The sequence below is a fragment of the Halobacillus litoralis genome (assembly GCF_009856355.1).
Taxonomy (GTDB): Bacteria; Bacillota; Bacilli; order Bacillales; family Halobacillaceae; genus Halobacillus; species Halobacillus litoralis_B.
In genome coordinates, this window is sequence record NZ_WMEW01000006.1 from 165,421 (window position 1) to 191,688 (window position 26,268).

Genomic DNA, 26,268 nt, shown 5'->3' on the forward strand with positions numbered 1-26,268 from the left:
AGTGGCACCGCGGATGTTAATGATAAAATCCGTCTCTTACGAGTAGTAGGAGACGGGTTTTTTAATGGACAAAAATATGGAGGAGGACGTTAAAATGACAAAACCAAAGGTAGTATTAGCATATTCTGGTGGATTGGATACTTCAATTTCTGTAAAGTGGATTCAGGAGAAATACGGATATGATGTCATTGCACTCGGGCTTGATGTTGGAGAAGGGAAGGACCTTGAGGCCATCCGCCAGAAGGCGCTGGATGTCGGAGCAATCAAAGCGATTATGGTCAATGCCAAAGAAATTCTTGCCGAGGAGTATTTGATGCCTGCTTTGAAAGCCAATGCCTTGTATGAAGGCAAGTATCCATTATCTTCTGCCTTGTCCCGTCCGCTCATTTCCAAGCTTCTTGTAGAAGTTGCAGAACAGGAGGGTGCGGTGGCAGTCGCCCACGGCTGTACAGGAAAAGGGAACGACCAGGTTCGTTTCGAAGTTTCCATTCAGGCGCTGAATCCGGAGCTTGAAGTCATTGCTCCTGTCAGAGAGTGGGGCATGACCCGTGATGAACAGATCGTGTATGCCGAAGAAAAAGGAATTCCTATTCCGGTGAATCTGGAAAATCCGTTTTCCATAGATGCCAATATCTGGGGACGCGCATGCGAAGCCGGTGTCCTGGAGGATCCATGGGAGGAAGCACCGGAAGCAGCTTACGCCTGGACCAACCCGCTGGAGAAAACACCGGATACACCTGAAATCCTTGATATCGATTTCAAGGAAGGGAAGCCGGTTGCCCTGAACGGGGAAGAAATGGACATTGTGCCATTGATTGAAAAGCTGAATGAACTCGGTGGTCTGCATGGTGTCGGAAGAATCGACCATACCGAAAACCGTTTAGTCGGAATCAAATCAAGAGAAGTGTACGAAAATCCGGCAGCGATGATTTTGATCAACGCCCATAAAGAACTGGAATTCCTTACACTGACCCGTGAAGTATCCCAGTACAAAACGAACGTGGATCAGCAGTTGTCCAAGATGATTTATGACGGTCTTTGGTATTCTCCGCTTCAGCCGGCACTGTCCGCCTTCGTGGAAACGACCCAGCAGGTGGTCACTGGAACAGTGAAAGTGAAATTATTTAAAGGCCATGCCATCGTCATCGGGAAGAAGTCACCGGTTAGTCTTTACAATGAAGAGTTGTCCACGTATTCCAAGGAAGATGCTTTTGATCACAACGCAGCGGTCGGTTTCATCAAGCTGTGGGGACTGCCGACAAAAGTCCACGCTGATGTGCATAAAAAGAAGTTGATCGATCAGGCAGCGGTGAAGGTCAATGAGTAAGCTGTGGGGCGGACGCTTTACGAAACCAACCAATCAGCTGGTCGAAGAGTATACCTCTTCGATCGGCTTTGATCAAAAGCTGGCCCTCCAGGATATCAAAGGAAGTCTCGCTCACGTGGAGATGCTCGCTCACTGTGACATTATTTCCAATGAAGAGAAAAACCAGATTATCCGCGGGCTCCACACCATCCAAGGGAAAATCGAAAACGATGATGTGGAATATTCCGTAGCGGATGAAGACATTCATATGAATATCGAAAAGCTTTTAATAGAAGAAATCGGTCCTGTCGGAGGGAAGCTCCACACCGGAAGAAGCCGGAATGACCAGGTCGCCACCGATATGCATCTTTACCTCCGTGAAAAAACGGAGGCCATCATTGAGCTTGTGGAAAAAGTCCAGACGGCTCTGCTGGGGCAGGCGGAATCGAATGTAGAAACGATCCTGCCGGGCTATACCCATCTGCAGCGGGCCCAGCCGATTTCCTTCGCCCACCATGTGCTCGCCTACTTCTGGATGTTTGAACGTGACAAAGACCGTCTGCAGGACAGCTTGAAGCGGATCAACTGGTCTCCCCTTGGAGCTGCAGCGCTTGCCGGGACACCGTATCCGATTGACAGGCAGATGAGCGCGGATCTTCTAGGCTTTGAAAAAGTATACCCAAACTCCCTCGATGCAGTGAGCGATCGGGACTTTATTCTAGAGTTTCTGTCGATTTCATCGATTATGATTACTCATATTTCCCGTCTTTCTGAGGAATTGATTTTATGGAGCAGTGAAGAATTCAACTTTGTTGAGCTTGATGATGAATTCTGTACAGGATCAAGCATCATGCCTCAGAAGAAAAATCCGGACGTTCCAGAGCTGCTGCGCGGAAAAACGGGACGTATATATGGGAACCTGATGGGGCTGCTGACCCTCCTGAAAGGCCTGCCGCTCGCCTACAATAAGGATATGCAGGAAGATAAGGAAGGCATGTTCGACACGGTCGACACTTTGGAGGGGGCACTGGCGCTGCTTGCTCCTATGCTGGATTCAATGGAAGTGAAGGCAGGGGAAATGAAAAAAGCAGTGAAAGAGGATTACTCCAATGCCACTGACATTGCCGATTATCTGGCTGTCAAAGGCATGCCATTCCGTCAGGCTCATGAAGTGATCGGAAAGATTGTGTTGTACGCCATTCAGGAAGGACGCTATCTTCTGGATCTCTCCATAGAGGAGTACCAGCAGTTTTCTGAGTTGTTTGAAGACGATATATATGACAAGCTCGCTCCGGAACACGTGGTCGCTGCAAGGAACAGTGAAGGCGGCACCGGCTTCGAACAGGTTCATGTTCAGATTAAAACAGCAAAAGAGCACCTCTACGAGTAAGAGGTGCTCAGCCTGTAGAGAACATTTTTGTTTTCAAAGTGTTGTACTTGTGCACATTTTTGAATCCTATTGAAAAAAGCTGTCGAAGACTTTTTCGGCAGCCTTTTTTGATGGACTTCAGGGCTCCAGTTTTTTTCTCCTGTGATGTTGCATGATGTATAGAGGGTTTTCTGTTCATCATTCGATCAGGTTACGAAGAGTGTTCGGTGGTGACGCCTGCGGGAACAGCACGGGCTGAAGATCCACTTGGTCAAGTGATCTTTTTGACCAAGTTAGCTGAAGCCGTGCCCGCGGCAAGCATCCACCGATAAACGGCTCGTGACCATTCACAACGACATAGGGCCGCTTGTCGAGATGATAGGTGCTCTTTTTGTATGGAGGTTTGAAAGGGTTTCCTTAAGGATACTATATCCATATCAACTATATTTAGAGAGGAAGAAAACGATGTCTAAAACCGTTCAAGCTTATTTCCAGACAGAAAATGATGCCGAAAGCGCCAAAGCCGATCTGCAGTCGTTATCCGTCCAGCGGGAAATGGTGGAGGCCATTCCGGGGGATGTGGACCTGACCCCGGTTGTCCCTGTAGCAGGCTCTGCCAATACAGGCGGCGGGACATTCAATTTTACAGAGGTCATCACTCCAAAGCACGACCGTGAGGAAGCCCTATCCGATAAAAGGCATTTGACCCATGTACTCCATTTTTCCGTGAAGGAGGAAGAGTATGAACGAGCCGTTGGGGTCATTAAAGATCACAACGGGCATATGAACCGAAATGACCTTGATGATGAATAAATCCCGTGCGGGGGCTCTTCCCGCACGGGGTTTTTTTACATGTAGAGGCTGGCCAGGAAAATGCCGATGGATTCCTGGTAGATTTCATCAAACTGTTCAAGTGGAAGCGGGTTGACTCCCTGTCCGAGTTCCACAGTAAACCCCGGCTGGCGGAAATCCTGAATGAACCAGTCCTTGTATCCGGCATAGCTGTCTACGAAACGAATCGGCTCATAGCCGCTCACCCGGTTGAACTCTTTCACGATCGTCATCGACCGGGGAGGCTCAAGCCCCTCATAGCCCCAGTAAATGACTTCTCCCTGCGTATGAAAAGCGAGCATTTTTGAAAAGTTTCTCTGGCGGGCAAGCCCGGCCATCGCCACGGCTTCCGGTTCACTTAAAGGTTCATAGCCGGGAAAATCCCGGAAAGCAGGGGCTTTCGGCTTACGCTCTGCTTCGACTTCCCATTTAGCCGGGAACTGGTTATTGAGATCCACGCCGCGGATATTCGCTTTCCAACCGGAAAAGTCCCGGCTTCCCTCATTTATAGAGAGCGCAGTTTCGCCGAATGCTCCTTCCGGCGGCCCGTTCAGGACGAGATCGACACCATCCGGATCGACCATGGGTACGATAGACAGGCGGATTCGATTATAGAACGGCTGGACATCCATTCCGCGAATCGGCTCTTTGTTGGTCAGGGCAAGTAAATAATCATTTAAAAACTGCATGATCACTCCGGTTGTAATCCATTCGTTGGCATGAAAGGATCCGTTCCAGTGAACGCTCTCATTTCCTCGTCCGATGCGCAGTTCCTGAAGTTCTTTTCCCATGACCGACTGACCGATGACGGACGTTCGTATAAATGGATAAAGCTTAAACAGCGCCTGGAGATCTCCTGTCAAAGCTGTATACGTATAGGGGCGGTTCCCGTTGACCACCCGGTTTGTTACACGCTCCGGAATAAGAAGAGGGTCTCCCACTTGAAGACGCCCTGGATCTTCATTCGGATTTAACAGAAACAGTGCATCCAGGGAGAGGCGGGTCTCGCCGGCCAGCTTCCATAAGGTGTCGCCTTGTTCGATGATGTGTGTAGAGGTGCGCCAGCCGGGAATCTGAATGGGACTTCCGATCTGAAGGGTCTCAGGAGAGAGGCCGGGATTGGAATCCAAGAGCAGTGGGAGAGGAACATTGAAAAGCCCGGCGTAATACCAGAGTGTATCTCCTTTTCTTACCTGTACGTCCAACATAATTCCCCCTTAGCAGAAATGCTTTATTCTATGTATATGGATTGTCCTCGTCCGGCATGAAAAGGGAAGCCTCCACCAAAGAAAAAACAGCTGCCCATCGGGGGCAGCTTTGACTGTAGAAAAGCCTGAGTTAACCAGTTAGAGTTGTCCGCATGTCGTGTTGAGAGGGCACGTTCCACTTATCGGCGGATGCCTGCCTTGGGCACGGCTTCCGCTTACTTGGTCAAGAAACCCACCTGCCCAAGTGGATCTTCGGCTCTTCCTGTTCCCGCAGGCGTCACCACCGAACGCTCCTCGTGCCAACGTTAGCATATATAAGAGAGAGATTGTGCACTAAGCAGATTCGCATGTTCAAAAGAACAGCATGGGCTGCGCTGTTACCGCCTGCGTGGAAAAGAAAAAGGGAGAGCACAGGCGCTGATGACGGCTGACTCCCGGAATATGAAAAAGCATTCCCAAGGAGCGGTGCCCCTTCCACTCCTGCGGAAGAACGAGTGGGCCGGGATCGCCGAGCGTGGGGTTTGCGAGGAAGCTCGGACGCTCGTCCGCGGAAAGGGAAGGGGCTTTCGCTCCTGGCGGTAAGAAAGAAAAAAGCTTGTAAAGAAACAAGGGTTTCTCTACAAGCTGAACTGCCCATCGTGGGCAGCTGTTCCATCATTTAATGTCTTTTTTGGAAATATACCAATCGATATAGTCAATATCCTCCTGTTCGGAGCGCTTGGCAGCTTCCTCCTGGGATTTAGGCGGAGATACAACAGCCTTGTCCCCTTCCTGCCAGTTCGCGGGTGTGGAAACACCATGCTCATCCGTCGTCTGCAGAGCTTTGACGAGACGCAGAATTTCCTGCATATTCCGGCCTGTCGTAAGAGGGTAATAGATGATGGAACGAATCTTCTGCTGGTCATCAATAACGAAGACAGCACGACTCGTCTCCACCTGGCTTTCTCCCGGCATAATCATGCCGTACTTCATGGACACTTCCTTATCCAGATCGGCAATGACCGGGAATTCAATGGACGTGTTGAAATTTTCTTCAATGCTGCGGATCCAGGCGATATGGGAGTTGACGGAATCCACACTTAATCCAAGCAGTTCGGTGTTCAGCTGATGCAGGTCCGGATAAATTTCCTGAAAGCCGACAAATTCCGTAGTACAGACGGGTGTGAAATCGGAAGGGTGGGAAAACAGCACGAGCCATTTTCCTTTGTAATCATTCAAACTGATATTTCCATGGTTGGTGGGCGCCTCAAAATAAGGGGCACGGTCCCCGATTCTGGGCATCGTGACCTGGGAAACTTCTGTATTAAACTGAGCCATCATTTTTCCTCCTTGATATGAATGTATTTCTGTATGTCTCATACCACATATGACAGCGCTTAATCTTATTTGAGGGAGAATGAACCAAAAGTCTGCCCCTATAAGAAGAACCGGAATTTTTATGGATTTTCTTAAAGAAGGAGGTGGAAAGGTGTTTTTTCAGGTATACTGCGGGAAGGTGTTCATGCAGGAAGATTTTATTGAAGGAAGAAGGATAAGTAGTGAAAAAAACTTTTGAACAACTGGGTATGTCCCGGGAAATGATTGATCGTTTGAAGAAACAGGGCATTGCCGTGCCCACCCCCATCCAGGAACAGGCGGTCCCGGTTATTATGGACGGACAGGATGTTATGGGACAGGCACAGACAGGAACGGGAAAGACGTTTGCCTTTGTCGTGCCAATCTTAGAGAAAATGGATCCATCCAAGCCTCACGTGCAGGCGTTGATTATATCACCGACAAGGGAACTGGCGCTGCAGATTACAGAGGAGACGAAGCGCCTCGCTCCGGAAGGGGTTCATGTGCTTCCGGTTTATGGGGGACAGGATACGATCAAACAGCTGCATAAGCTTGAAGGAACGGTTCATATCATTGTAGCGACACCAGGCCGGCTGCTGGATCATCTGCGTCGGGAAACGGTCGACCTCAACCAAGTTGATTATCTTGTCATCGATGAAGCGGATCAAATGCTGGAAGCCGGCTTCTATCCAGATGTTATGGACATACTGGATCAAACGAATCCAGACAGACAATCGATGCTGTTTTCGGCAACGCTGCCGTCTACTGTGAAAAAACTCGGTCGTGAAATGCTCCGTGAACCGAAAACGATTCACGTCAAGCCGGAAAAAGAGACCATCGGGCATATTAAGCAGCTGCTGTATCAAACAACAGACAGAGCCAAACAGGATGCTTTGATTACGATCATGCAGGAACACCGCCCATTCCTTGCTGTCATCTTCTGCCGGACGAAACGCCGGGCGAAGAAATTAAACGACGCGCTGCTCGCTGAAGGCTTCCTCAGTGATGAACTGCACGGAGATCTCACTCAGGCGAAGCGGCAGAAAGTGATGAAACGGTTCCGGGAAGCGGACATCCAGTATTTGGTGGCCACTGATGTAGCCGCGAGGGGTCTCGATGTAGAAGGAGTCACCCATGTCTTTAACTACGACATTCCCCAGGATGCTGACAGCTATATCCACCGCATCGGGCGTACAGGAAGAGCAGGAGGAAAAGGCCTCGCCATCACCTTCGCGGCTCCCAAGGATAAGCAGATGCTGAACATAATTGAAAAACAAACGAAGCAGAAACTCGAACGCAGATCGCTAGACAGCCTTTCCCCGGGGAAGAGGGAGAAAGAGTGACCAGAAGCGGAGGATGCCCCAGGGCAGCCTCCGCTTTCGTTTGTCTTGAAAAATTTAATAGGTGAAAAATAATATTCGTTATGCCGATTACCATCTCAGCATCCATCCGGATTCGGCACGAGACCAGCTGGATGATTAGGAGGCCGTTCGAACGGTTACAACTGATAAAGCCCTGGAATATCAATGCTTTACCGATATTCCTCTGACTTATTGGAATATCATACAGCCAGTCGCCGGCTGAGGAAGGATAATCAGCAGCAGAAAAATGGGTCATAGACCTATACCGTTGTAGAATCCTCAGAAATATGATACATTATTAATGTAATTCCGAGTAAACGCATTGGGATTATAAATTATAGGGAGAGATGAAGCAATGGGAATGGAATTCGTCGACCTATTTAATCAATGGGCGAGTTCATATGATGATACAGTAGCAGGAAAAGATCCAGAATATAGAGAAGTCTTCGATGGTTACGAGGAAATGCTGGAGCGTTTAGCCAAGCTCTCTTTATCTCCCGTATTGGAATTCGGAGTAGGAACGGCCAACCTGACAAGAAAAATGGTCGACCAGAACAAAGTGGTACTGGGCGTGGAGCCTTCTTCGGAAATGCGGAGAATTGCCAAAGTGAAATGTCCCGAAGCAGCGATTTACGAAGGGAATTTCCTGGAATACCCTATGCTTCAATCGCCAATACGTTCCATTGTCAGCTCGTTTGCTTTTCATCACTTGACTTCTTCAGAGAAGAAAGCGGCTATTGTCGACTTTCATCAGCGTCTCGAAGAAGACGGCCAGGTGATTTTTATCGATACACTCTTCAAGGATGAAGCCCATAAGCACGCTTTGATTAAGGAAGCAGAACAGGCAGGATTCTTGAATTTAGCGCAGGATTTGCAGGAAGAGTACTACCCTTATCTAGAAGAGATAAGAGAGATGTTTGTGGAAGCAGGATTTGAGGTATCGTTTGAACAAATTAACAAATATGCCTGGCTTATCCAGGCGGAAAAAGGAGAATGATCTTATGCCTATGAACGTAGAAAGCTTCAACCTTGATCATACGAAAGTCAAAGCGCCTTATGTACGCCTTGTTGGTGTGACCGAAGGAGAAAAGGGAGATAAGATCTACAAATATGACCTGCGTATCAAGCAGCCGAACCAGGAACACATGAACATGCCGGCCCTTCATTCTCTTGAACATCTGATGGCAGAAAACAGCCGGAACCATCATGATCGTATCGTTGATATCGGACCGATGGGATGCCAGACCGGTTTTTATATTGCGGTATTGAATGATGACAGCTATGACAATATCCTGAATGTCATTGAAAAGACGCTTCAGGATGTATTGGAAGCAGAAGAAGTACCGGCCTGCAACGAAGTTCAGTGCGGTTTTGCGGCCAGCCACAGCCTGGAAGGGGCACAGGAGCTTGCCCGCGAGCTTCTGAACAAGCGAGACGAATGGACGGAAGTTTTTTAAAAAACGGGAGATGAGAATGCGATGGGCTACGTGAAGAATATCCAATCTTTGATTGGGCAGACACCTATGATTGAACTCACTCATTCAGCCATCCCGAATCAAGCCCGTATATTTGCCAAGCTTGAATTCATGAACCCAGGCGGTAGTATCAAAGACCGCCTGGGTTTAAAACTGATTGAGGATGCTGTAGCACGTGATCTGCTGAAGCCCGGCGGGACCATTGTGGAACCGACCGCAGGCAATACAGGGATCGGCGTCGCTCTTGCTGCCATAGGAAAAGGCTTCCGGGTGATTTTTGTCACACCGGAGAAGTTCAGTGTAGAAAAGCAGACGCTGATGAGGGCTCTTGGAGCAGAAGTGGTCAATACGCCGACAGCTGAGGGCATGAGAGGCGCGATTGATAAAGCAGCGGAGCTGTGTGAGCAGATTCCGGATGCATTCAGTCCGCAGCAGTTCAACAACCAGGCCAACCCGGACGCTTATTACGAATCCATTGGGCCGGAAATTTATTCAGACCTTGATGGGGACGTCGATGTCTTCATAGCAGGGGCCGGAACAGGAGGCACCTTTATGGGGACATCACGTTACTTGAAAGAGCAGGACCCTTCGATTAAAACGGTCATCGTTGAACCGGAGGGGTCCATTTTGAATGGCGGAGAAGCCGGATCACACCGTACCGAAGGCATCGGTATGGAGTTTCTACCCTTTTATATGGATACCGATTACTTTGATGCCATTCACACGATTTCGGATGAGGATGCCTTTGCCCGTGTGAAAGAGCTGGCTCTCAACGAGGGGCTGTTTGTGGCGAGTTCTTCCGGGGCTGTATTTGAGGCAGCGCTCAGGGAAGCGGAACAGGCGGAGCCAGGTGCCCGGATTGTCACCATTTTTCCAGACAGCAGTGAACGGTATTTAAGCCAAGGAATATACGAGGAGTGATAGCATGAGGAAAAAAACGCAGTTGATTCACGGTGGAATAACAGGCGATGAAAAAACAGGAGCGGTCAGTGTGCCGATCTATCAGGTCAGCACCTATGCTCAGGATGGTGTGGGACAGCACCGCGGGTATGAATATTCGCGAACAGGCAACCCGACCCGTTTTGCCTTGGAAGAACTCATTAAGGATCTGGAAGGCGGGCACCGCGGATTTGCGTTCGGATCAGGGATGGCAGCCATTACGGCGGTGCTGATGACGTTCAATCACGGAGATCATATTATTTTCACAGACGATGTGTACGGCGGTACGTACCGCCTCGTCTCCCAAGTGATCAACCGCTTCGGCCTGGAAGCAAGCTTCGTGGACACGAGTGATACAGCGAATATTGAAGCCGCGATCACGGATCGTACAAAAGCCGTATACGTCGAAACTCCGACGAATCCGCTTTTGAAAATTACGGATCTTGATCGAACAGCCGAGTTAGCGAAAACGCATGACTTAACGTTCATCGTGGATAATACGTTCAGTACGCCATACTGGCAGAACCCTTTGGAGCACGGTGCGGACATCGTTCTTCATAGTGCGACGAAATATCTGGGCGGACATAGTGATGTTGTCGCAGGGCTTGTCGTCGTGAATTCTGAAGAACTCGCCGAAGACGTTCACTTTGTGTTGAATTCATCCGGTGGTATCCTCGGTCCTCAGGATTCCTGGCTGTTAATGCGAGGAATAAAAACGCTCGGCATCCGTATGGAGGAAATTGAAGAAAATACCCGCCAGTTCGTCGAGTTTCTGCAGGAACTCCCGGAAGTGACCGACATTTACTACCCGGGTCTTTCTTCGCATAAAGGTCATGACGTTCACAGCGGCCAGGCGCGTGGAAACGGCGGCATGATCAGCTTCGACGTCGGCAGTGCTGAAAAAGCGGACCAGGTGCTCCGCCATGTGAACTACTTTACATTGGCAGAGAGTCTTGGAGCCGTGGAAAGTCTGATTTCTGTCCCTGCCCAAATGACGCACGCGTCCATCCCTGAAGACCGCCGGGATGAGCTTGGTATTACTGCTGGTCTTGTCCGTGTGTCCATCGGGTTGGAAGATATTGAAGATTTGAAGGAAGATTTCCTCCAAGCCTTAAGAAAATAACCAAAAAAGAGGGAGTGCTCTTATTAGAGCACTCCCTCAGTCTGTAGAAAAAATTCGTGAATGGTCCGAATGGCGTGTTGAGAGGGCACGTTACGCTTATCGGTGGATGCTTGCCGCGGGCACGGCCTCAGCTAACTTGGTCAATAAACCCTTTGACCAAGTGGATCTTCGGTCCGCGCTGTTCCCGCAGGCGTCACCACCGAACGCTCCTCGTCCCGGTGCCTGTGGAAAACAACTTTACGCTATGATAATAGGGAAAGGTAAGCATAGCTCCTTCGCCGTTTCAAAAAACAGTACAGGCTAGGTTACTGCGGCTTGCGTGGGGCTTCGCTCCAAGCTGACGGAGTGCTCTTATTAGAGCACTCTCTTTTTGTATAGGAAAAGAAGGGAGTGTCAAACTAACAGGGACTACCAATCAGGAGTGGAATGACATGGATTATACCCAATATAAAAAGCAGTTGGAAGACCGGAAAAAGGAATTGGAACAGCGGATGATGGATGAGGATCAGTATGGCCTTAAACGGGGATTTGCAAGTGATATGGCCTCAGGGGAATTGTCGCAGTACGACAATCATCCTGCTGATTCTGGGACAGAGCTGTATGAAAGGGAGAAGGATATGGCTCTGCTTGCCCACTATAAAGAAGAACTACAGGACATTGAGTATTCATTGCAGCAGATGAATGACGGTACGTACGGCATTTGTGAAGTAACAGGGAAACAGATTCCTGCAGAGCGTCTGGAAGCACTCCCGACGGCACGAACCACTGCTGAAGCATCACCGAATGAGGAGGTTCCCTCGGATCCTCCGGTCGAACAGGACGTTTTGACTCATCTGGAGAATGCCTATGGAAGAGACACGGATGATCCGGAATATAATGAACAAAATGCCTATGAACAGGTGGCTTCCTTTAACCAAAGCAGCATGACCTATGATGATTCGTCCCTTATCGATAATCAGGACGGCGTCGGCTATGCAGAAGAATTTGAGTCGTTCGTGTCGACGGATATGAACGGGTATACAGGGGCGGAAGATGTCTCTTTTCAAAGAAATGAGCATTACGATAAATACATGGATGATATGGATGAGAGAGAAGAGGAGCATTAAAGGAGACAGGCCCGGGAAAGCTCCCGGGCCTCAGTCTGTAGAAAAATCTGTGTTATCCAGTTAGAATTGGCCGTGTGTGGTGTTGAGGGGGCGTTTCGCTTATCGGCGGATGCTTGCCGCGGGCACGGCCTCAGCTGACTTGCTCCAGAAAACCATTGGACCAAGTGGATCTTCGGTCCGCGCTGTTCCCGCAGGCGTCACCACCGAACGCTCCTCTTGCTGATACTTGTGGGAAACAGCTTTACTCTATGATGAAAAAGACCTTCCGCCTTTTCAAAAGAACAGTACAGGATGCGTTACTGCTGCTCACGTGAAAAACTCTATCTGTGGCCAAGTATTGATGACCACTTTTTTCACTGGAAATAAGGTTCCTCTTCAAGCTTGAGGCCCGGGTAAACTCCCGGGCCTTCTTTTGATTAATAACCGACTTCAACGGCAGCGTTTACGATGTACATCAAATCATTTTTGTCTTCTTTTTCTTCAAGAAAGATGCCGCTGCTTGTAACCATGCCGCCTTCCATGACGGTGATATTCACTTCGCCGAATGGAATGGCTTTTTTCACTTCCTCATGGTCCAGCTGATCGAAATCGCGGGGGACAGCCAGTTTGACATTGATTTTCATGTTGTCCAGCGATTGTTCAGGCAGGACGGTCCGGATGCCGGGCATTGAATTGGTGTGAATAGCATTTTTGACCGCTCTGACCGCTGCCTTTGTCACGTTCTGTCCGTGCACATCCGTTCCCATGCCGGTTTGTATAAACATTAGTTGATCCATTACATTTCCCCACCTTTCTTCTTGTATCGTATCACAGCACCCGGATGATCCAAAAAGGATTTGGATAAAGACCGGCGGATAAAAATTTCTTTCCCGTCCATTAGTTTCACCTATTTAGGTCAAACTAATGGTACAGGAGGGATGGACAGTGAAGCGATTATGGGTAATGGCTCTGATGTTGATCCTGATCACATCAGAAGCTGTTTCAGCGGAAAGTTTATATAAGATCATGCACAAAGATAAAGTGGCGGAGGATTGGGAGGTTCACGCGGACTATCCTTTGTTTACAAACCTTGAGAACGAAGAGCTGCAGAACATCGTCAACCACAGGATCATCCAAAAGCTCGAGCATACCGCAGGCCGGGTACAGAAGGGAGCGGCTGACTTTACAGGAGTTCCCTATTTGTATTACGAAGAGTCCGCCGTTTATCAGGAAAAAAACTTCTATTCCGTCATTATGACTTCCCACATTTCCCGTGGGAACCGATACAATTCAACGGTGACTTCGGTTAACTTTGAAGACAGGACAGGCGGTGAAGTGAAAAAGCTGCAGGATCTGTTTGATATGGGGAAACTGAATAAGGAAGTGAAAAAAGTATTGGATGCTGATCCGGATCTTCGTGCTGAACAGCCATTCGCAGGGGTCCGGGAGAATACGGCTTTTTACATTAAAGATGAGCATCTTGTGCTTATCTTCAATAAGTTCGAGGTGGCTGCAGGTGTCCACGGAACACCAGAAGTTCCTGTTCCTATAAAAGGCCTTTTGAAAACAGAAATCAACGCCCCGCAGGTTCCCATTCCATCTGTCACATGAGTTTATGCACACCATCCACAGCCGTGGTATTGTTTTTGTACACATATGGAATGATGGGAATGTTGTTTATTTAGGGATTATTCAGAATGTTATTCACATTGTGCACAACATTGTGGATAACATTCTCCACAAAAAAGAAGCATAAGCGCTCTGCTTATGCTTCCATCATTTCCTCACTATTCTGCTCTCCATAATAATGGAACAAGTACTGCTCTTTTGTGATGACATATAGGTCATAAACATCATCGCTGTGGTTGATCCATTCATAAACATCCGGATAATCTTCATTGGCACAGGATACATACGGAATTTTGAGTGCGGCTTTCATGGAACGGATATTTGTACGGCGGATTTTCATAAAGACCGCCTGAATATCGAGCTGGAAGAACAACTCTTCAAAGAAGGCTTCCTTGGCAGGCTTGTTGTATCCCATACCGAAATACGGCCGGCCGATCCAAGTGGCTAAGAATCCTCTACCTTCTTGTATATCAAACAGATTGATTGTTCCAATTGGCTGGGCCCACTCATCCAGGATCGTACGTGAAACCATTTCACCCCGATCCTCTGCTTCTATGGTCTGCTTTGTTAGAAAGTAAAACTCATCACTTGATGAAGCTTTATGGCGGACATATGGAAAAACTTCAGGGTGACTCATCAAATCGAACAAAACCGGGGCATCATGCAGCTCACGCTTTTTCAGCATAAAAAATCCCTCCTTGGATGAGGAGGGGGGTTCGTGTGCATAGGAAAGAACCATTCCTGGCTGGTTCGAACCCCCCCTCGAATTTTTATCAATTGCTCACAAAAATCCGGGGTGGGAATCGAACCCACTAGAACCAGTAAAGCTACTGGTGGCGCACCATTTGCCTTCCCTAAAACAGAAACTTATAAAGAATCATCTAAACTTATAATAATCCAAAACCGTAAAAAAGTGAATAAAATAATTGTAAAGTTGCAATGAAATTTTTTCCTTGTTTCTTCATAAACGGACATAAGGATCTTCTGGTTGTCCTGCGCAGAAAAAACATAAAAAAGCACCCTCCTATTCAGGAAAGGATGCTTCCTAAACGTCTTCTATTTCGGTGAGAACTGTAAAGACTACCAGCCGCTCCGAGTAAGTGGAGGCTTCCTGGTTATACGATCCTGTACAGGTAATTAAGTTTAATCTCTGGTCACTGGAAGGACCGAAAAGTTCGCGGATCGGGGAATCTTGAAAAGGATAGGACGCTGTCTTTTCCACTGTGAACGTCAGGCGGGTTCCTTCATCATCGTAAAGGTAAATCTCATCGCCCTGTGACAGTTCTTTTAAATCAAAAAATACCGCGGGGCCGCTTCTCCCATCTACGTGCCCGGCAATAACGGAATTCCCCTGGTTCCCTGGTTTTGTCCCGGGTTCAAACCAGCCTGTGTCCGTCAAATTAGCAGGAACCGCCATTCCACCTTCATCGGTATACCCCAGTGCCTGGATGGGGGCATTGACTTCAATGGCCGGAATTTCAATCCGCTTCGGCTCGATGCCCTGCTGCTTATCCGGAGATACGGTGGCTGCGGGGGTGTAATTCTGCTGAATCGGCTCGTTTTCAAGAGCGTCCCGAGCTTCTTTTTCTCCTGCCTTTGTTTCTTTCATGAACTCATCCTGGCTGGAGGTAGAAAGAACCCCGGCCTCTTTCAAGGGTTCTTCGCTAAGCAGGAAATAGCTTGCGAAGAAAACGAAAAGACCGAGGATGACAGGGGTTAAGACTCGTTTCATGTTTGGTTTATGCTTCAGATTTTCTGCGTGTCAGGAATACACCAGCACCTGCTGCTGCCAGACCCAGGATACCGGCATATAGAAGGGCATTGGATGTTTGATCCATTCCACCGAAACCAGTTTCCGGCATATCAGAAGGCATGGCGGATGAATCTTGAAGAAGGATCACTTCAGGGTTATCAGCCGTTCCTACGGCAAATGCACTATAGACATTACCTGCTTCCAGAGCTGTTCCGGAAAGGTCAATCAGCTGTGTCCCATCTGTTGTGCGTACTTCAAGGTCATACGTTCCAGCTTCAAGTTCCTTATAATCGGTTACCATTGGGAATTCGGCACCAGAGAAGACCGCGTCTCCATCAATTGGGCCTACATCAACGGCTGGTGCTTCAGGAATGAAGTGTCCAACACGGATTTCAGCCATATCTTCACTTGCTTCCATGGAATCTTCCAAAGCTTTCAACTGAAGGTTATCAAGGTTATCAACAGCTGCTGCTGTGTAAGCTTTACCTGCTTCCACGGTCACGTTTGTGGAGATGACAGGGTCTTGTTCACCTTTTGTACCGGCTGCATAAATTTCAACGGTATGTTCTCCAGCAGGAACTTTCATATAATCGGTAGCTGCTTTGAACTCAGCTCCTTCTACAGCGGCTTCATCATTTAAGTATACGTCAACCGCAGGTGCATCAGGTGAAGCGTGTACGACACGGAGCATAGCTTCCTCGTGATGGTCTGCGAAAACAGCCGGGGCGAACATTCCAAAAATCAAAACAACAGCAGCAAGACTTGATAACAATTTCTTCATTCATTCCACTCCCTTGATTTTTTATATTCATTGCCGGGAAGGCAAAAAATATCGAATTCATACAATTTTGTGTAACTTTTGTACAAGTTTTGTTACAGTCTACCTATTGCCTTAAAGTTTGAATTCGAAACATTATATTTGTCATGAATGTGCAAAAAAAACACCGGGGAAGTTAGCGAGGCCACTGAAAAACTGAGGATTTGTGAAAGGTAGAATTCAAAAAAGCGGATTGTATGGATAAAATAGTCCATGCAATCCGCTTTTCTTCTATTTTCATGAGGCTTACCCTTTCTATTCCTTCATTAGTTTCACGATTCGTTTCACATTCGCTGTGAAAATCGCCATGGCGCCTTGAAGGCGCATGCCTTCGAGACCCGAAGATGAGGCAACCTCATATCCGTGTCTATGCTTTAATTCACTATTCTTCGCTTCAATTTTATACCGTTCTTTAGCCCTTTGTTTGAAATTCTCACTGTTTTGAAAGGCGAGTTGATTTTTATGTGTTTCTGATTTTAGACTGACGGAGTAACTCTTCGTTTTGGCTCCAGGTTTATAACATCCTTCCTGAAGGGGACAACGTTTCCGTCCATTATCATGACAGTATTTGTCCTTCAGTTCGTCGTAAACGAAGGAAAAGTCTATAAGGTCGTTGATTTCCCGAAGAAGGTGGTCCTTAGGGACCACCATATCGTAAAGCCCTTCGTACTGACTTAAATTCATGGATAATTGACGGTCTAACATGGAATCCCTCACTTTTATGTATTCTTTTCATTGTACAAGAAAAAATAGTGATTTTCTTTTATAAATCAAAGAAAATCACTATTTTTAGATAGGCCACCGTTGATTCCACGATGAGCGTTCGATGGTGACGCCTGCGGGAACAGCGCGAGCCGAAGATCCACTTGGTCAAGTGATCTTCTTGACCAAGTTAGCTGAGGCCGTGCCCGCGGCAAGCATCCATCGACAAGCGATTCGTGAGAATCAACAACAACCTTTAACCACTTCTCTTGATAGGAAAAGGAGTTTTTCAGTGGCCACGAAGTTAGCCGGTGTTTTTTTGAGATTGCCTTATGGATGTCTGTTTTTCTTTATCCGCTGTGATCCTCTGCTATCGTGAAGTCATTTTTTCCGTCCAGCACCTCATCGACATAATTCCTTCCCCAGTCGTACATCGCATCTAAAATGGGAAGGAGGCTGTCCCCATGTCTGGTCAATGAATATTCCACTTTCGGCGGGACGACAGGGTACACTTCCCTGTGAATGATTTCGTGGGCCTCAAGTTCTCGGAGCTGATGGACGAGCATCCGCTGGGTGATCCCGGGCATAAGAGATTTAAGCTCTCCGAATCGTTTCGTACCTTCCTTACCTAAATGCCAGAGAATCAGCATTTTCCACTTTCCACCTATAATGGCTAAAGTTAATTCTTTTTCACAGTTGAATGATCGTTCTCCCAAATTCGGCATCATGCTCTTCCTTTCTATATAAAAGTCGAGGGGGCAGTATACTTTTTTTCACTACGTGAGAAAAAAATGCGTACTTTTTTTGTATCAATAGGCTGAGTATACTAATCCCTGTGCCACAGCGTAAAGTTTTTAACCTGAGGCTGAGCGTAATTTATAAAAAGGAGTCGAGTATAGATGAAATTACAACTAGCATTAGACCTTGTAGATATCAACGGAGCGATTGAAGTGGTGAAGGAAGTGGAAAGCCACGTCGATGTTGTAGAAATCGGAACGCCTGTCGTCATAAACGAAGGTTTGAAGGCTGTAAAAGAAGTGAAGAAAGCTTTCCCGGATATGACCGTTCTTGCCGATCTTAAAATTATGGATGCGGCGGGTTACGAAGTCAGCCAGGCGTCTGCTTCCGGTGCAGACATCATTACCATCCTTGGGGCTGCTGAAGACGAATCCATCAAAGGAGCGGTTAAGGAAGCGAAGAACCAAGGCAAACAGATCCTTGCTGACATGATTGCCGTTCAGGATATAGAAACCCGCGCCGGAGAATTGGATCAGCTTGGAGTGGATTATATCTGTGTCCACACAGGTTATGATCTCCAGGCCGTTGGAAAGGATTCCTTCGAGGACCTTGCCGCTATTAAAAAAGTGGTTAAACATGCGAAAACCGCAATTGCGGGCGGCATCAAGCTTGAAACCCTTCCGGAAGTGATCAACCACAACCCTGATCTGATCATTGTCGGCGGTGGGATCACCGGGCAGGATGATCAAGCAGCTGCGGCCAAGCAAATCAAAGAGCTTATCAACCAAGGCTGAAGAGCTCTATGAATGTACAAGCTTATATGAAGAAAATCACTGCTGAGCTTGAAGAAAGTGTTTCATTCATCTCTCACGAAGAAACGGAAGCGCTGATCAACCAGATGCTTCAGTCCAGAAGGATATTCGTTGCGGGAGCCGGCCGGTCCGGATTAATGGGGAAGTCCTTTGTCATGCGTCTCATGCATATAGGGTTGGAAGCCTATGCGGTCGGTGAAACGGTCACGGCCGGGATGGAGGAAGGAGACCTCTTAATTATCGGATCAGGGTCAGGAGAAACGGCCACGCTTGCCGCTGTCACAGAGAAAGCCCGGCGTTTAGGTGGAAAAACAGCCGCTGTAACGATTCAAGCGGATTCTACTATTGGACGAATGGCGGATCTCACGATTCAAATGCCGGGCGCTCCGAAGGACCGGGGCCAAGAGAATTTCGGTACGATCCAGCCGATGGGATCCTTATTTGAACAAACGATGCTCGTTTTATATGACGCATTGATTTTAGGCCTGATGGAGAAAAAAGGACTGGACTCGGAAACGATGTATGGCAGACATGCCAATCTTGAATGATCGAACAAACAAGCCTCAGCCGGTTACCGGCTGAGGCTTTTCCTGTTATTCTTGGTAATAGACCATTTTTCCGTCAATCATCGTCCAGATCGGCTTGGAGAGATACTCGAAAGGGTGGCCGCTCCATAAAACGAGATCGGCATCCTTTCCTTTTTCGATTGAGCCGACCCGGTCATCCACACCAAGGTTTTTGGCTGGAGTAATGGTAATGCCGCGCAGAGCATCTTCAATTTCCATGCCTTCTCTGGCCGCAAGGGCGGCGCAGATGTTTAAGTATTGGATAGGCGTATAGGGGTGATCGGTCGTAATTGATACTTTGATGCCGTAATCGTGCAGGATTTTATACGTCTGCCACGTTTTATTACGCAGCTCAATTTTGGAGGCCCTTGTAAAGGTCGGGCCGACCGACACCTGCAGGTCCCGACCCGCCAGTTCATCAGCAATCAGGTGACCCTCTGTACAGTGTTCAATTCTTAAGTCGAGGTCAAACTCGTCCGCAAACCGGAGGGCCGTGACGATGTCATCAGCTCGGTGGGCGTGGATCCGGACGGGAATCTCCTTATTCAACGCTTTGAGTATCGGCTGGACACGGAGACCGGGATCCGAATCCTTCATAGCTGCGTAAAAGGTTTCCCGCAGCGTTCCCATTATTCCAAGGCGCGTAATGGACGCATTTTTGGACTGGGAGTGGATGCGCTTCGGGTTTTCACCGAGAGCCAGCTTCAGCCCGGCTGTCTGACGGAGAATCATCTGGTTGATCGTATGGCCCACTGTTTTGATGACAGAGGTCATCCCGCCGATCATGTTGGCGCTCCCGGGCATAATATGGGCGGTCGTTACACCGGCTTTCCGCGCATTAAAAAAGGCAGGATCCAGCGGATGGGCACCATCAATCGCTCTCAAGTGGGGGGTGATGGCTTCAATGGTTTCGTTCGCATCGCTTCCGGCCCACCCGGTCCCTTCATCATAAAGCCCGAGATGGGTGTGGACATCAATAAATCCGGGGTACAAGTCCATTCCTTTTCCATCGATACATTCAGCCTGTTCAGGAATAGGAAGATCTGTTCCATAATCCTGAATCTTCCCGTCTATAATGTGGACGGAGCCGTTCGGAATAGAAGGGGAGGTGATTGGGTGAATATGGACATTCTTAATGATAGTCATCATAAACATACAGCCTTTCCAAGGGTAATACTTCTATTATACTTTATTCTATGCTGTTGGCTCTAAAAAAAGGAACAAAGCCAGGGACTTTGTTCCTTTTTTGTTATTCTTCCAAAAGGGAGGCAAGCGCCGGCTTCAGTTCGGGGTATTGGAAGCTGTACCCTTCGCGAAGCGCTTTTTTCGGAAGGACAGCCTGACCATCCAGCAGCAGGGTGCTCATCTCGCCGAGGGCTGCCTTCAGTGCGAATGCTGGAGCCGGGAGCCAGTGCGGCCGGTTGAGGACGTCCCCTAAAGTCTGTCCGAAATCTTTGTTTCGTTTCGGATTGGGCGCAGTCCCGTTCAACGGCCCTTCAAGATCCGGATGGATGAGGGCGAACTGGATGAGCCCGACGACGTCCTGGACGTGGACCCAGGACATCCACTGTTCTCCGGATCCCAGGTTTCCGCCGACCATCATTTTGTAAGGCAGGACCATTTTAGGCAGGGCGCCTTCCTCACCTAAGATGATTCCGAAGCGGACGTAAACAGTCCGTACCCCTTTTTCCTTCGCTTTAGCCGCTCTTTCCTCCCATTCGACAACCACTCGGGCCAGAAAGTCGTTTCCAGCCTCTGTCGTCTCTTCCGTGAACGTTTTTGTTCTGGACTGTCCGTAAAAGCCGACAGCGGAGGCGTTGACGAGTACAGCCGGCTTCTCGGGAAGGGCATCGATTAAGTCAAGGACGCCCTCGGTTGCTTCAATCCTGCTCTGGAGAATCGACTGTTTCTTCTCTTCCGTCCATCTGCCGCTGTTCAGCGACTCACCGGCCAGGTTGACGACAGCGTCCAGAACGGGAAGTTTTTTCTCCGGGGAGAAGGATTCCTTCAACCATCCGACATAAGTGATTTGATCCGTGTTTTGATGCTTTTCGGGACTCCGGGTCAGTATGTAGATTTCATGACCTTCCTCTTGTAACGATTCTACGAGTTTCTGTCCTACAAATCCTGTTCCACCCGTAACGGCAATTTTCATTTCCATTCCTCCTGTTCTATTTTATGTGGTGATCGGCTTCCCACCGGTTCTATCCCATGTGTATCCAGTGAAGTCGTGATAAAATAAAGATAGTGGGGTGAAGCGAATGGCTAAACTGACAAAAATTACAACGCAGAAAAAGAATAAGGCACGGTATAATATTTTCCTTGATAAAGGCCGGGGAGAAGAGTACGGGTTCAGTGTCGATGAAGATGTCCTCATCAAACATAAACTCCAGAAAAATATGGAGCTTGATGATGCCGCTGTCCAGGCATTGATTCAGAGTGATAACCTTCATAAATCCTATACCCTTGCCATCAATTATTTAAGCTACCGCATGCGTTCGGAAAAGGAGATCCGCGATTATCTTACGGAGAAGGAAACCGATCCGGAACAATTGGATGAAATCATCCAGCGGTTGAAAAACGAGCGGCTTCTGAATGATCAGGAATTCGCCCGCTCCCTTGTCCGGACGAGGGTGACGACATCAAGTAAAGGTCCCTTTATGGTGAAAAAGGAGCTGATTGAAAAAGGGGTCCATGATCAGATCGCAGCGGATGCGCTCCATCATTATTCTTTCGACGAGCAGTTTGAAAAAGCCTTGAAATTTGCAGAAAAGAAAATGAGGAACGATGGCAGGAAGTCCTATAAGCAGCAGATCCAGAATGTGCAGCAGACACTGATGCAGAAAGGCTTTACGGGAGATGTCATCAAAGAGGTGCTTACACAGCTCCCCGATGAGGAAAATGAGGATTCCGAGTGGCAGGCGGTCGTTCATCAAGGAGAAAAGCTGCTTCGGAAATATGCATCCAAGGCGGAAGGGTATGAACTGAAGCAGAAGGTGAAGTCGGGGCTCTATAGGAAAGGGTTTACGTTTGACTCCATAGACAGGTTCATGGAGGAATATATCGAGGAGTAAAAAAACAAAGAACAAGCAGATGACTTAAACGTCAACTACTTGTTCTTGTTTTTTGAGCAGCCCTTTTTTATCGAGGTCTTCGATGGCTTCGTGGACATGATCGACAACCGTACCGGCTTTCTCTTTCACTTCGTCACGGGCGGTGGACATGACGTAGCTGTGCGGAGTCATTTCGAACATGCTCACATCATTAAAGGAATCCCCGACACAGGCGACTTCTTCCGGCGCCAGTCCGAGTCCTTCGATCAGTTTTTTCAGTCCGCTCTGCTTATTGATGTTTTTAGGCATCATATCGACGCATGTCTCGTGGGAGATGAAGCTGTCGATTTCTTCCCCGAATGTGCGGGCGACTTTATCGGCAGCCTTGATCACATCGGCTTCCTCTCCGTGCAGGGTAATCTTGGACGGGGTCACTTTTGTACCGATCACTTCATTCAGTTCCGGCTTAACGATGATGTCATGGAACATCTGCTCAGAAATCAGGTCGATCCAGTGGCTGTGCTCCTTCGTAAAGGTTTCATCCGCTGTAGAGACGGTTTTCACCATCGGTTCAGCGTCGATTTCATGGACAATACGACGGGCAAGGTCCGGGTCGAAGGTCTTGGCGTGGACCGGTTTGTTTTGGTTGTCGAAGACGAAAGCGCCGTTCTGGCTGACACGGTGGCCGTTGACACCGACGCGTTTCAGAACCTCGCTGATTTCATGGTCCATCCGCCCGGATGCTACCGCGAGCGGAGTTCCGTGTTCGATCATTTTTTTCAAGGCATCTACATCTTCATTCTTTATATAATGGTCCTGACCAAGCAGGGTGCCATCAAGGTCTGTAACAAACAATTTGATCATGGAAATGCTCCTTCCTGTGGCATTTATCAAGTACCTTCATGATTGTACACGACGTAATCGCTTACACACAAAGGAGAATACCTGCCCGTAGTTTAACCACTTGTAAAAAATACAAATCAACTATAGGATAGAAGTTATGAGACGACTGAAAACGCTTTTAGTGTGATGCTAGTGGGGGACCGTTATGGAACAGCAGTTAAAAATAAAAAAAGTATTGAATAATAACGTCATCATTGCTGCCCACCCGTCCTACGAGGAAGTGGTGCTGATTGGAAAGGGGATCGGTTTTAACAAGTCCAAGGGGGAGGAAGTCTCCTTTGATAAAGCCGACAAAACCTTTCTTTTGAGCAATGAACAGGAAAAGGAGCAGTATGTCAATCTGCTGCCGCACATTGATGAAGCGCTGATTGATTTCATGAATGATATTCTGCTTCATATTGAAGCAAGGATGGGGCAGGAGCTGAATCAGCATATTCACGTGGCGCTGACCGACCATATCGCTTTCGCCATCAACCGGGCGAAAAAAGAAATGCAGTTCACTAATCCTTTTCTGTTCGAAATCGAATCGCTTTACCCGAAGGAATACCAGGTGGCAACAGAAGTGGTGACGATGATCTACGACCAGATGGGGATTCATTTTCCAGAAGGGGAAACCGGTTTTATTGCCCTGCACATTCATAGTGCGGTTACCGACAAAACGCTTCGGGAAATCAACAGGCATAACCAGTTGATCACCCGGCTTGTCGGAATCGTAGAGGATACGATGGACATAGAGATTGACAAGAAAAGTGTGGATTACCACAGACTTGTCCAGCATCTTCACAGAGCTATCGACCGGGTATATCAGGGGGAATCGGCAGGAGATGAAATTCGCCTCGCTGAGATGTTGAAACAGGAGTACCCGGTGTGCTATAATTTAGCTTGGAAGTTGATTAAAGTGATGCAGAAACAGCTGAATAAACCCGTAGATGAATCAGAAGCCATTTATCTGACCATTCATCTGCAGCGTTTAACCCATAAATCCTAAAACGTACGTGTTACTGATACGATCAGGCATGAGTACATGCAGGGGAAGTGGTTATCATAGGGATAGGTTTATCCTTATGCCACTTTCTTCTACTGTGCTCATGCCTTTTTTATGTCCAAAAAACAGATCGGTTTCGAGTTATTATCCCTATCTGGTGTCATGATCTGTTCAAGGATGAAAACGTTTTAGTTTGATTGTTCGGCATTTCTGCCACAATTAAAAAGGAGGAAATACTTATGTTTAAGAATGCTTTCGGCACACTGCAAAAAGTCGGTAAAGCGTTGATGACCCCTGTGGCACTCCTGCCCGCAGCTGGTATTCTTCTCGCTTTTGGTACGAGTTTTGCACAGGACAGTTTTGTCGACAAAGTCCCATTCTTCGGTACCGGCTGGGTGCAGACACTGCTCCAGGTCATGGCTGAAGCTGGTGGAATCGTCTTTGCCAACCTGCCGCTTCTTTTCGCCGTTGGTGTAGCAATCGGACTTGCTAAAGGCGATGGTGTTGCAGGTCTTGCAGCGATTATCGGTTACTTAATTATGAACGTGGTTATGGGCGTGCTCGGGAATGTCGATGCCGACATGGTCTCTGATCCCGCTTATGCGGAAGTTCTCGGTATACCAACGCTCCAGACCGGAGTCTTTGGTGGTATTATCGTCGGTATATTAGCCGCTTCAATGTACAACAGGTATTTCAATATAGAACTACCACAATTCCTCGGGTTCTTTGCCGGTAAACGTTTCGTTCCAATTATCACGGCGTTTACGTCCTTGATCCTAGGTGTCATTATGCTTTGGGTATGGCCGTTTGCACAAGCCGGTCTGAATGCTCTTTCCCAGCTGATGCTTGAAGGAAACCAGACCATCTCTGCTTTCTTCTTCGGCCTGATTGAGCGTTCCATGATTCCATTTGGTCTGCACCACATTTTCTATTCACCATTCTGGTTTGAGTTTGGTTCTTATACCAACGCAGCTGGTGAAATTATCCGTGGTGACCAGACGATTTTCTTTGAACAGCTGAAAGACGGCGTTGATTTTACAGCCGGTACATTCATGGTCGGTAAATTCCCGTTCATGATGTTCGGTCTTCCAGCGGCTGCGCTTGCGATCTACCACACAGCGAAGCCGGAACGTAAAAAAGTGGTCGGAGGAATCATGGCTTCTGCAGCCCTGACCTCTTTCCTGACAGGGATTACAGAACCGATTGAATTCTCATTCCTGTTCGTAGCACCGGTTCTTTTCGGTATCCACGCCGTATTTGCTGGATTCTCCTTCATGATCATGGAGATTCTTGGTGTGAAAATCGGACAAACCTTCTCTGGTGGTCTGATCGACTTTATTCTCTTTGGTGTCCTTCCCAACCGTACAGACTGGTGGTGGGTCATTATCGTCGGACTTGTATTCTCCGTGATCTACTACTTCGGATTCCGCTGGGCGATCCTTAAGTTCAATCTGGCTACTCCAGGTCGTGAAGACGAAGCAGAAGATGAGGAAGAAGATGGAGAAGTGGGCGATCTGCCATTTGAAATTCTTGAAGCGATGGGCGGTCAGAAAAACATCGACCACCTCGATGCTTGTATCACAAGACTGCGTGTCTCTGTAAACGATAAAAATGATGTCAACAAAAACCGTCTGAAAAAACTAGGGGCTTCCGGTGTTATGGAAGTCGGAAACAACATTCAGGCCATCTTCGGACCTGTTTCTGATACCCTTCGCGGACAGATGCAGGACATCATTGATGGTAAAACCCCTCGTTCCAGAGAAGATGTTGCTGAAATTATGAATGAAAAGAAACAGGCAGAAGCGCCTGTTGCTGAAGGCGAGCTTGCGTTTGTCAGCCCGCTGAAAGGAAAAATCATGCCGATTACAGAAGTTCCTGACCAGGTCTTCTCCGGTAAGATGATGGGAGACGGCTTTGCGATTGAACCCGTTGACGGCAAAGTGGTATCCCCGATCAATGGTAAAGTGCTGAACGTATTCCCTACCAAACACGCCATTGGTCTGGAAGCGGAGAATGGCATGGAAATCCTGCTTCACATCGGAATTGATACGGTGGGATTGAAAGGTGAAGGATTTACAGCTAAAATAGCTGAAGGAGACGAAGTGAAGCAGGGGCAGGCGTTGATGGAAGTCGATCTTGACTTCGTTAAGGAAAACGCTCCGTCTATTGTGACACCGATTATCTTTACAAACCTTCAGGAAGGCCAGAGTGTCAGCCTGAAAGCATCTGGTGAAGTGAACCACAACCAGCCGGATATTGTAGAAATTACTGAATAAAA

General features: G+C 47.9%; 26 protein-coding genes, 2 pseudogenes and 1 other annotated feature (1 of these 29 only partly in view). Of the genes and pseudogenes, 16 read left to right on the forward strand and 12 right to left on the reverse strand.

The annotated features are described in order from the left end of the window. Nucleotides 1-40, forward strand: a binding site (T-box leader); it begins 181 nt to the left of the window's first position. Between the two features lie 54 nt (nt 41-94). From GLV97_RS10815 to GLV97_RS10825, 3 genes are all read left to right on the forward strand, one after another. Then, nucleotides 95-1,327: an argininosuccinate synthase gene (locus GLV97_RS10815; RefSeq protein ID WP_160838761.1), complete on the forward strand. Its 1,233-nt coding sequence runs from the start codon at nt 95-97 to the stop codon at nt 1,325-1,327. Continuing rightward, complete coding sequence (gene argH / locus GLV97_RS10820) at nt 1,320-2,696, forward strand: argininosuccinate lyase (protein WP_160889657.1); 1,377 nt, start codon at nt 1,320-1,322, stop codon at nt 2,694-2,696. The genes GLV97_RS10815 and argH overlap by 8 nt, the downstream gene beginning before the upstream one ends. A gap of 444 nt (nt 2,697-3,140) precedes the next feature. After that, nucleotides 3,141-3,488, forward strand: a complete 348-nt coding sequence (locus GLV97_RS10825; RefSeq protein WP_160889658.1) for a hypothetical protein — start codon at nt 3,141-3,143, stop codon at nt 3,486-3,488. Nucleotides 3,489-3,523: 35 nt separating this feature from the next. On the opposite strand, the gene GLV97_RS10830 is transcribed toward GLV97_RS10825, so the two are convergent. Beyond that, nucleotides 3,524-4,711, reverse strand: a complete 1,188-nt coding sequence (locus tag GLV97_RS10830; RefSeq protein ID WP_160889659.1) for a M14 family metallopeptidase — start codon at nt 4,709-4,711, stop codon at nt 3,524-3,526. Between the two features lie 657 nt (nt 4,712-5,368). Then, nucleotides 5,369-6,031 (reverse strand): peroxiredoxin, encoded by a 663-nt coding sequence (locus GLV97_RS10835; RefSeq protein ID WP_160889660.1) that lies wholly within the window; start codon nt 6,029-6,031, stop codon nt 5,369-5,371. A gap of 248 nt (nt 6,032-6,279) precedes the next feature. On the opposite strand from GLV97_RS10835, the gene GLV97_RS10840 reads away from it, so the two are divergent. The 6 genes from GLV97_RS10840 (at nt 6,280) to GLV97_RS10865 (ending at nt 12,053) form a co-directional block, all read left to right on the forward strand. Then, nucleotides 6,280-7,392 carry a DEAD/DEAH box helicase gene (locus tag GLV97_RS10840; protein ID WP_160889686.1) on the forward strand — a complete coding sequence of 371 codons (1,113 nt, stop codon included), beginning with the start codon at nt 6,280-6,282 and terminating at the stop codon, nt 7,390-7,392. Between the two features lie 373 nt (nt 7,393-7,765). After that, the gene (locus GLV97_RS10845; RefSeq protein WP_160841486.1) at nt 7,766-8,407 is read left to right on the forward strand and encodes a class I SAM-dependent DNA methyltransferase; all 642 of its coding nucleotides are present in this window, start codon (nt 7,766-7,768) and stop codon (nt 8,405-8,407) included. Between the two features lie 4 nt (nt 8,408-8,411). Next, nucleotides 8,412-8,867: an S-ribosylhomocysteine lyase gene (locus GLV97_RS10850; protein ID WP_160838747.1), complete on the forward strand. Its 456-nt coding sequence runs from the start codon at nt 8,412-8,414 to the stop codon at nt 8,865-8,867. Between the two features lie 21 nt (nt 8,868-8,888). After that, nucleotides 8,889-9,806: a PLP-dependent cysteine synthase family protein gene (locus GLV97_RS10855; protein WP_160889661.1), complete on the forward strand. Its 918-nt coding sequence runs from the start codon at nt 8,889-8,891 to the stop codon at nt 9,804-9,806. Nucleotides 9,807-9,810: 4 nt separating this feature from the next. Continuing rightward, nucleotides 9,811-10,947, forward strand: a complete 1,137-nt coding sequence (locus GLV97_RS10860; protein WP_160889662.1) for a bifunctional cystathionine gamma-lyase/homocysteine desulfhydrase — start codon at nt 9,811-9,813, stop codon at nt 10,945-10,947. 431 nt (nt 10,948-11,378) lie between these two features. Beyond that, nucleotides 11,379-12,053, forward strand: a complete 675-nt coding sequence (locus GLV97_RS10865) for a TraR/DksA C4-type zinc finger protein (protein ID WP_160889663.1) — start codon at nt 11,379-11,381, stop codon at nt 12,051-12,053. A gap of 416 nt (nt 12,054-12,469) precedes the next feature. Here GLV97_RS10865 and GLV97_RS10870 read toward each other — a convergent pair whose 3' ends face one another. After that, a complete protein-coding gene (locus tag GLV97_RS10870) occupies nt 12,470-12,829 on the reverse strand; it encodes a Lin0512 family protein (RefSeq protein WP_160838739.1) in 360 nt (119 codons plus the stop codon). Between the two features lie 148 nt (nt 12,830-12,977). On the opposite strand from GLV97_RS10870, the gene GLV97_RS10875 reads away from it, so the two are divergent. Continuing rightward, entirely contained in the window at nt 12,978-13,643 is a 666-nt protein-coding gene (locus GLV97_RS10875; RefSeq protein WP_160838737.1) for an RsiV family protein, read from the forward strand. Nucleotides 13,644-13,797: 154 nt separating this feature from the next. Here the strand turns inward: GLV97_RS10875 and GLV97_RS10880 are convergent, their stop codons facing one another. The 5 genes and pseudogenes from GLV97_RS10880 to GLV97_RS19975 form a co-directional block, all read right to left on the reverse strand. Beyond that, complete coding sequence (locus GLV97_RS10880) at nt 13,798-14,346, reverse strand: GNAT family N-acetyltransferase (protein WP_160838735.1); 549 nt, start codon at nt 14,344-14,346, stop codon at nt 13,798-13,800. A gap of 360 nt (nt 14,347-14,706) precedes the next feature. After that, on the reverse strand, nt 14,707-15,393 hold the full coding sequence (locus tag GLV97_RS10885) for a class F sortase (protein ID WP_160841489.1): 687 nt from the start codon (nt 15,391-15,393) through the stop codon (nt 14,707-14,709). A 7-nt stretch (nt 15,394-15,400) separates the two neighbouring features. Next, nucleotides 15,401-16,195 carry a DUF4397 domain-containing protein gene (locus GLV97_RS10890; protein WP_160838731.1) on the reverse strand — a complete coding sequence of 265 codons (795 nt, stop codon included), beginning with the start codon at nt 16,193-16,195 and terminating at the stop codon, nt 15,401-15,403. 291 nt (nt 16,196-16,486) lie between these two features. Then, nucleotides 16,487-16,777: pseudogene (locus GLV97_RS10895) on the reverse strand (transposase); the annotation flags it as partial. Further along, nucleotides 16,778-16,936: pseudogene (locus GLV97_RS19975) on the reverse strand (IS5/IS1182 family transposase); the annotation flags it as partial. It lies immediately after the preceding pseudogene. 121 nt (nt 16,937-17,057) lie between these two features. Between GLV97_RS19975 and GLV97_RS10900 the strand changes: the two are divergent. Beyond that, complete coding sequence (locus GLV97_RS10900; protein ID WP_160889664.1) at nt 17,058-17,312, forward strand: hypothetical protein; 255 nt, start codon at nt 17,058-17,060, stop codon at nt 17,310-17,312. On the opposite strand, the gene GLV97_RS10905 is transcribed toward GLV97_RS10900, so the two are convergent. Then, nucleotides 17,284-17,658: a winged helix-turn-helix transcriptional regulator gene (locus GLV97_RS10905; RefSeq protein ID WP_160838727.1), complete on the reverse strand. Its 375-nt coding sequence runs from the start codon at nt 17,656-17,658 to the stop codon at nt 17,284-17,286. The genes GLV97_RS10900 and GLV97_RS10905 overlap by 29 nt on opposite strands. 174 nt (nt 17,659-17,832) lie before the next feature. Between GLV97_RS10905 and hxlA the strand changes: the two genes are divergently transcribed. Both hxlA and hxlB read left to right on the forward strand, forming a co-directional pair. Beyond that, nucleotides 17,833-18,465, forward strand: coding sequence for a 3-hexulose-6-phosphate synthase (hxlA, locus tag GLV97_RS10910; RefSeq protein ID WP_160838725.1), 633 nt, complete (start codon nt 17,833-17,835; stop codon nt 18,463-18,465). Nucleotides 18,466-18,473: 8 nt separating this feature from the next. Further along, the gene (gene hxlB / locus GLV97_RS10915; protein ID WP_160889665.1) at nt 18,474-19,031 is read left to right on the forward strand and encodes a 6-phospho-3-hexuloisomerase; all 558 of its coding nucleotides are present in this window, start codon (nt 18,474-18,476) and stop codon (nt 19,029-19,031) included. Between the two features lie 45 nt (nt 19,032-19,076). On the opposite strand, the gene GLV97_RS10920 is transcribed toward hxlB, so the two are convergent. Together GLV97_RS10920 and GLV97_RS10925 are read right to left on the reverse strand one after the other, a co-directional pair. Beyond that, complete coding sequence (locus GLV97_RS10920; protein ID WP_160889666.1) at nt 19,077-20,198, reverse strand: amidohydrolase; 1,122 nt, start codon at nt 20,196-20,198, stop codon at nt 19,077-19,079. A 100-nt stretch (nt 20,199-20,298) separates the two neighbouring features. After that, nucleotides 20,299-21,204, reverse strand: coding sequence for a TIGR01777 family oxidoreductase (locus tag GLV97_RS10925; RefSeq protein WP_160889667.1), 906 nt, complete (start codon nt 21,202-21,204; stop codon nt 20,299-20,301). 106 nt (nt 21,205-21,310) lie between these two features. Here GLV97_RS10925 and recX point away from each other — a divergent pair, with 106 nt between their 5' ends. Next, nucleotides 21,311-22,123, forward strand: coding sequence for a recombination regulator RecX (gene recX, locus GLV97_RS10930; RefSeq protein WP_160889668.1), 813 nt, complete (start codon nt 21,311-21,313; stop codon nt 22,121-22,123). Between the two features lie 24 nt (nt 22,124-22,147). Here recX and GLV97_RS10935 read toward each other — a convergent pair whose 3' ends face one another. Next, nucleotides 22,148-22,966: an HAD family hydrolase gene (locus GLV97_RS10935; protein ID WP_160889669.1), complete on the reverse strand. Its 819-nt coding sequence runs from the start codon at nt 22,964-22,966 to the stop codon at nt 22,148-22,150. A 184-nt stretch (nt 22,967-23,150) separates the two neighbouring features. On the opposite strand from GLV97_RS10935, the gene glcT reads away from it, so the two are divergent. After that, nucleotides 23,151-23,993 carry a glucose PTS transporter transcription antiterminator GlcT gene (glcT, locus tag GLV97_RS10940; RefSeq protein ID WP_160889670.1) on the forward strand — a complete coding sequence of 281 codons (843 nt, stop codon included), beginning with the start codon at nt 23,151-23,153 and terminating at the stop codon, nt 23,991-23,993. A 236-nt stretch (nt 23,994-24,229) separates the two neighbouring features. Continuing rightward, entirely contained in the window at nt 24,230-26,266 is a 2,037-nt protein-coding gene (gene ptsG, locus GLV97_RS10945; protein WP_160838711.1) for a glucose-specific PTS transporter subunit IIBC, read from the forward strand. The last annotated feature ends 2 nt before the right edge of the window (nt 26,267-26,268 follow it).

Excerpts from the sequence above, each read along its gene's own strand:
- GLV97_RS10815 (WP_160838761.1), top strand. The coding sequence starts at position 95 with ATGACAAAACCAAAGGTAGTATTAGCATATTCTGGTGGATTGGATACT.
- argH (WP_160889657.1), top strand. The coding sequence starts at position 1,320 with ATGAGTAAGCTGTGGGGCGGACGCTTTACGAAACCAACCAATCAGCTG.
- GLV97_RS10825 (WP_160889658.1), top strand. The coding sequence starts at position 3,141 with ATGTCTAAAACCGTTCAAGCTTATTTCCAGACAGAAAATGATGCCGAA.
- GLV97_RS10835 (WP_160889660.1), bottom strand. The coding sequence starts at position 6,031 with ATGGCTCAGTTTAATACAGAAGTTTCCCAGGTCACGATGCCCAGAATC.
- GLV97_RS10840 (WP_160889686.1), top strand. The coding sequence starts at position 6,280 with ATGTCCCGGGAAATGATTGATCGTTTGAAGAAACAGGGCATTGCCGTG.
- GLV97_RS10845 (WP_160841486.1), top strand. The coding sequence starts at position 7,766 with ATGGGAATGGAATTCGTCGACCTATTTAATCAATGGGCGAGTTCATAT.
- GLV97_RS10850 (WP_160838747.1), top strand. The coding sequence starts at position 8,412 with ATGCCTATGAACGTAGAAAGCTTCAACCTTGATCATACGAAAGTCAAA.
- GLV97_RS10855 (WP_160889661.1), top strand. The coding sequence starts at position 8,889 with ATGGGCTACGTGAAGAATATCCAATCTTTGATTGGGCAGACACCTATG.
- GLV97_RS10860 (WP_160889662.1), top strand. The coding sequence starts at position 9,811 with ATGAGGAAAAAAACGCAGTTGATTCACGGTGGAATAACAGGCGATGAA.
- GLV97_RS10865 (WP_160889663.1), top strand. The coding sequence starts at position 11,379 with ATGGATTATACCCAATATAAAAAGCAGTTGGAAGACCGGAAAAAGGAA.
- GLV97_RS10870 (WP_160838739.1), bottom strand. The coding sequence starts at position 12,829 with ATGGATCAACTAATGTTTATACAAACCGGCATGGGAACGGATGTGCAC.
- GLV97_RS10880 (WP_160838735.1), bottom strand. The coding sequence starts at position 14,346 with ATGCTGAAAAAGCGTGAGCTGCATGATGCCCCGGTTTTGTTCGATTTG.
- GLV97_RS10885 (WP_160841489.1), bottom strand. The coding sequence starts at position 15,393 with ATGAAACGAGTCTTAACCCCTGTCATCCTCGGTCTTTTCGTTTTCTTC.
- GLV97_RS10890 (WP_160838731.1), bottom strand. The coding sequence starts at position 16,195 with ATGAAGAAATTGTTATCAAGTCTTGCTGCTGTTGTTTTGATTTTTGGA.
- GLV97_RS10900 (WP_160889664.1), top strand. The coding sequence starts at position 17,058 with ATGGTGACGCCTGCGGGAACAGCGCGAGCCGAAGATCCACTTGGTCAA.
- GLV97_RS10905 (WP_160838727.1), bottom strand. The coding sequence starts at position 17,658 with ATGCCGAATTTGGGAGAACGATCATTCAACTGTGAAAAAGAATTAACT.
- hxlA (WP_160838725.1), top strand. The coding sequence starts at position 17,833 with ATGAAATTACAACTAGCATTAGACCTTGTAGATATCAACGGAGCGATT.
- hxlB (WP_160889665.1), top strand. The coding sequence starts at position 18,474 with ATGAATGTACAAGCTTATATGAAGAAAATCACTGCTGAGCTTGAAGAA.
- GLV97_RS10920 (WP_160889666.1), bottom strand. The coding sequence starts at position 20,198 with ATGATGACTATCATTAAGAATGTCCATATTCACCCAATCACCTCCCCT.
- GLV97_RS10925 (WP_160889667.1), bottom strand. The coding sequence starts at position 21,204 with ATGAAAATTGCCGTTACGGGTGGAACAGGATTTGTAGGACAGAAACTC.
- recX (WP_160889668.1), top strand. The coding sequence starts at position 21,311 with ATGGCTAAACTGACAAAAATTACAACGCAGAAAAAGAATAAGGCACGG.
- GLV97_RS10935 (WP_160889669.1), bottom strand. The coding sequence starts at position 22,966 with ATGATCAAATTGTTTGTTACAGACCTTGATGGCACCCTGCTTGGTCAG.
- glcT (WP_160889670.1), top strand. The coding sequence starts at position 23,151 with ATGGAACAGCAGTTAAAAATAAAAAAAGTATTGAATAATAACGTCATC.
- ptsG (WP_160838711.1), top strand. The coding sequence starts at position 24,230 with ATGTTTAAGAATGCTTTCGGCACACTGCAAAAAGTCGGTAAAGCGTTG.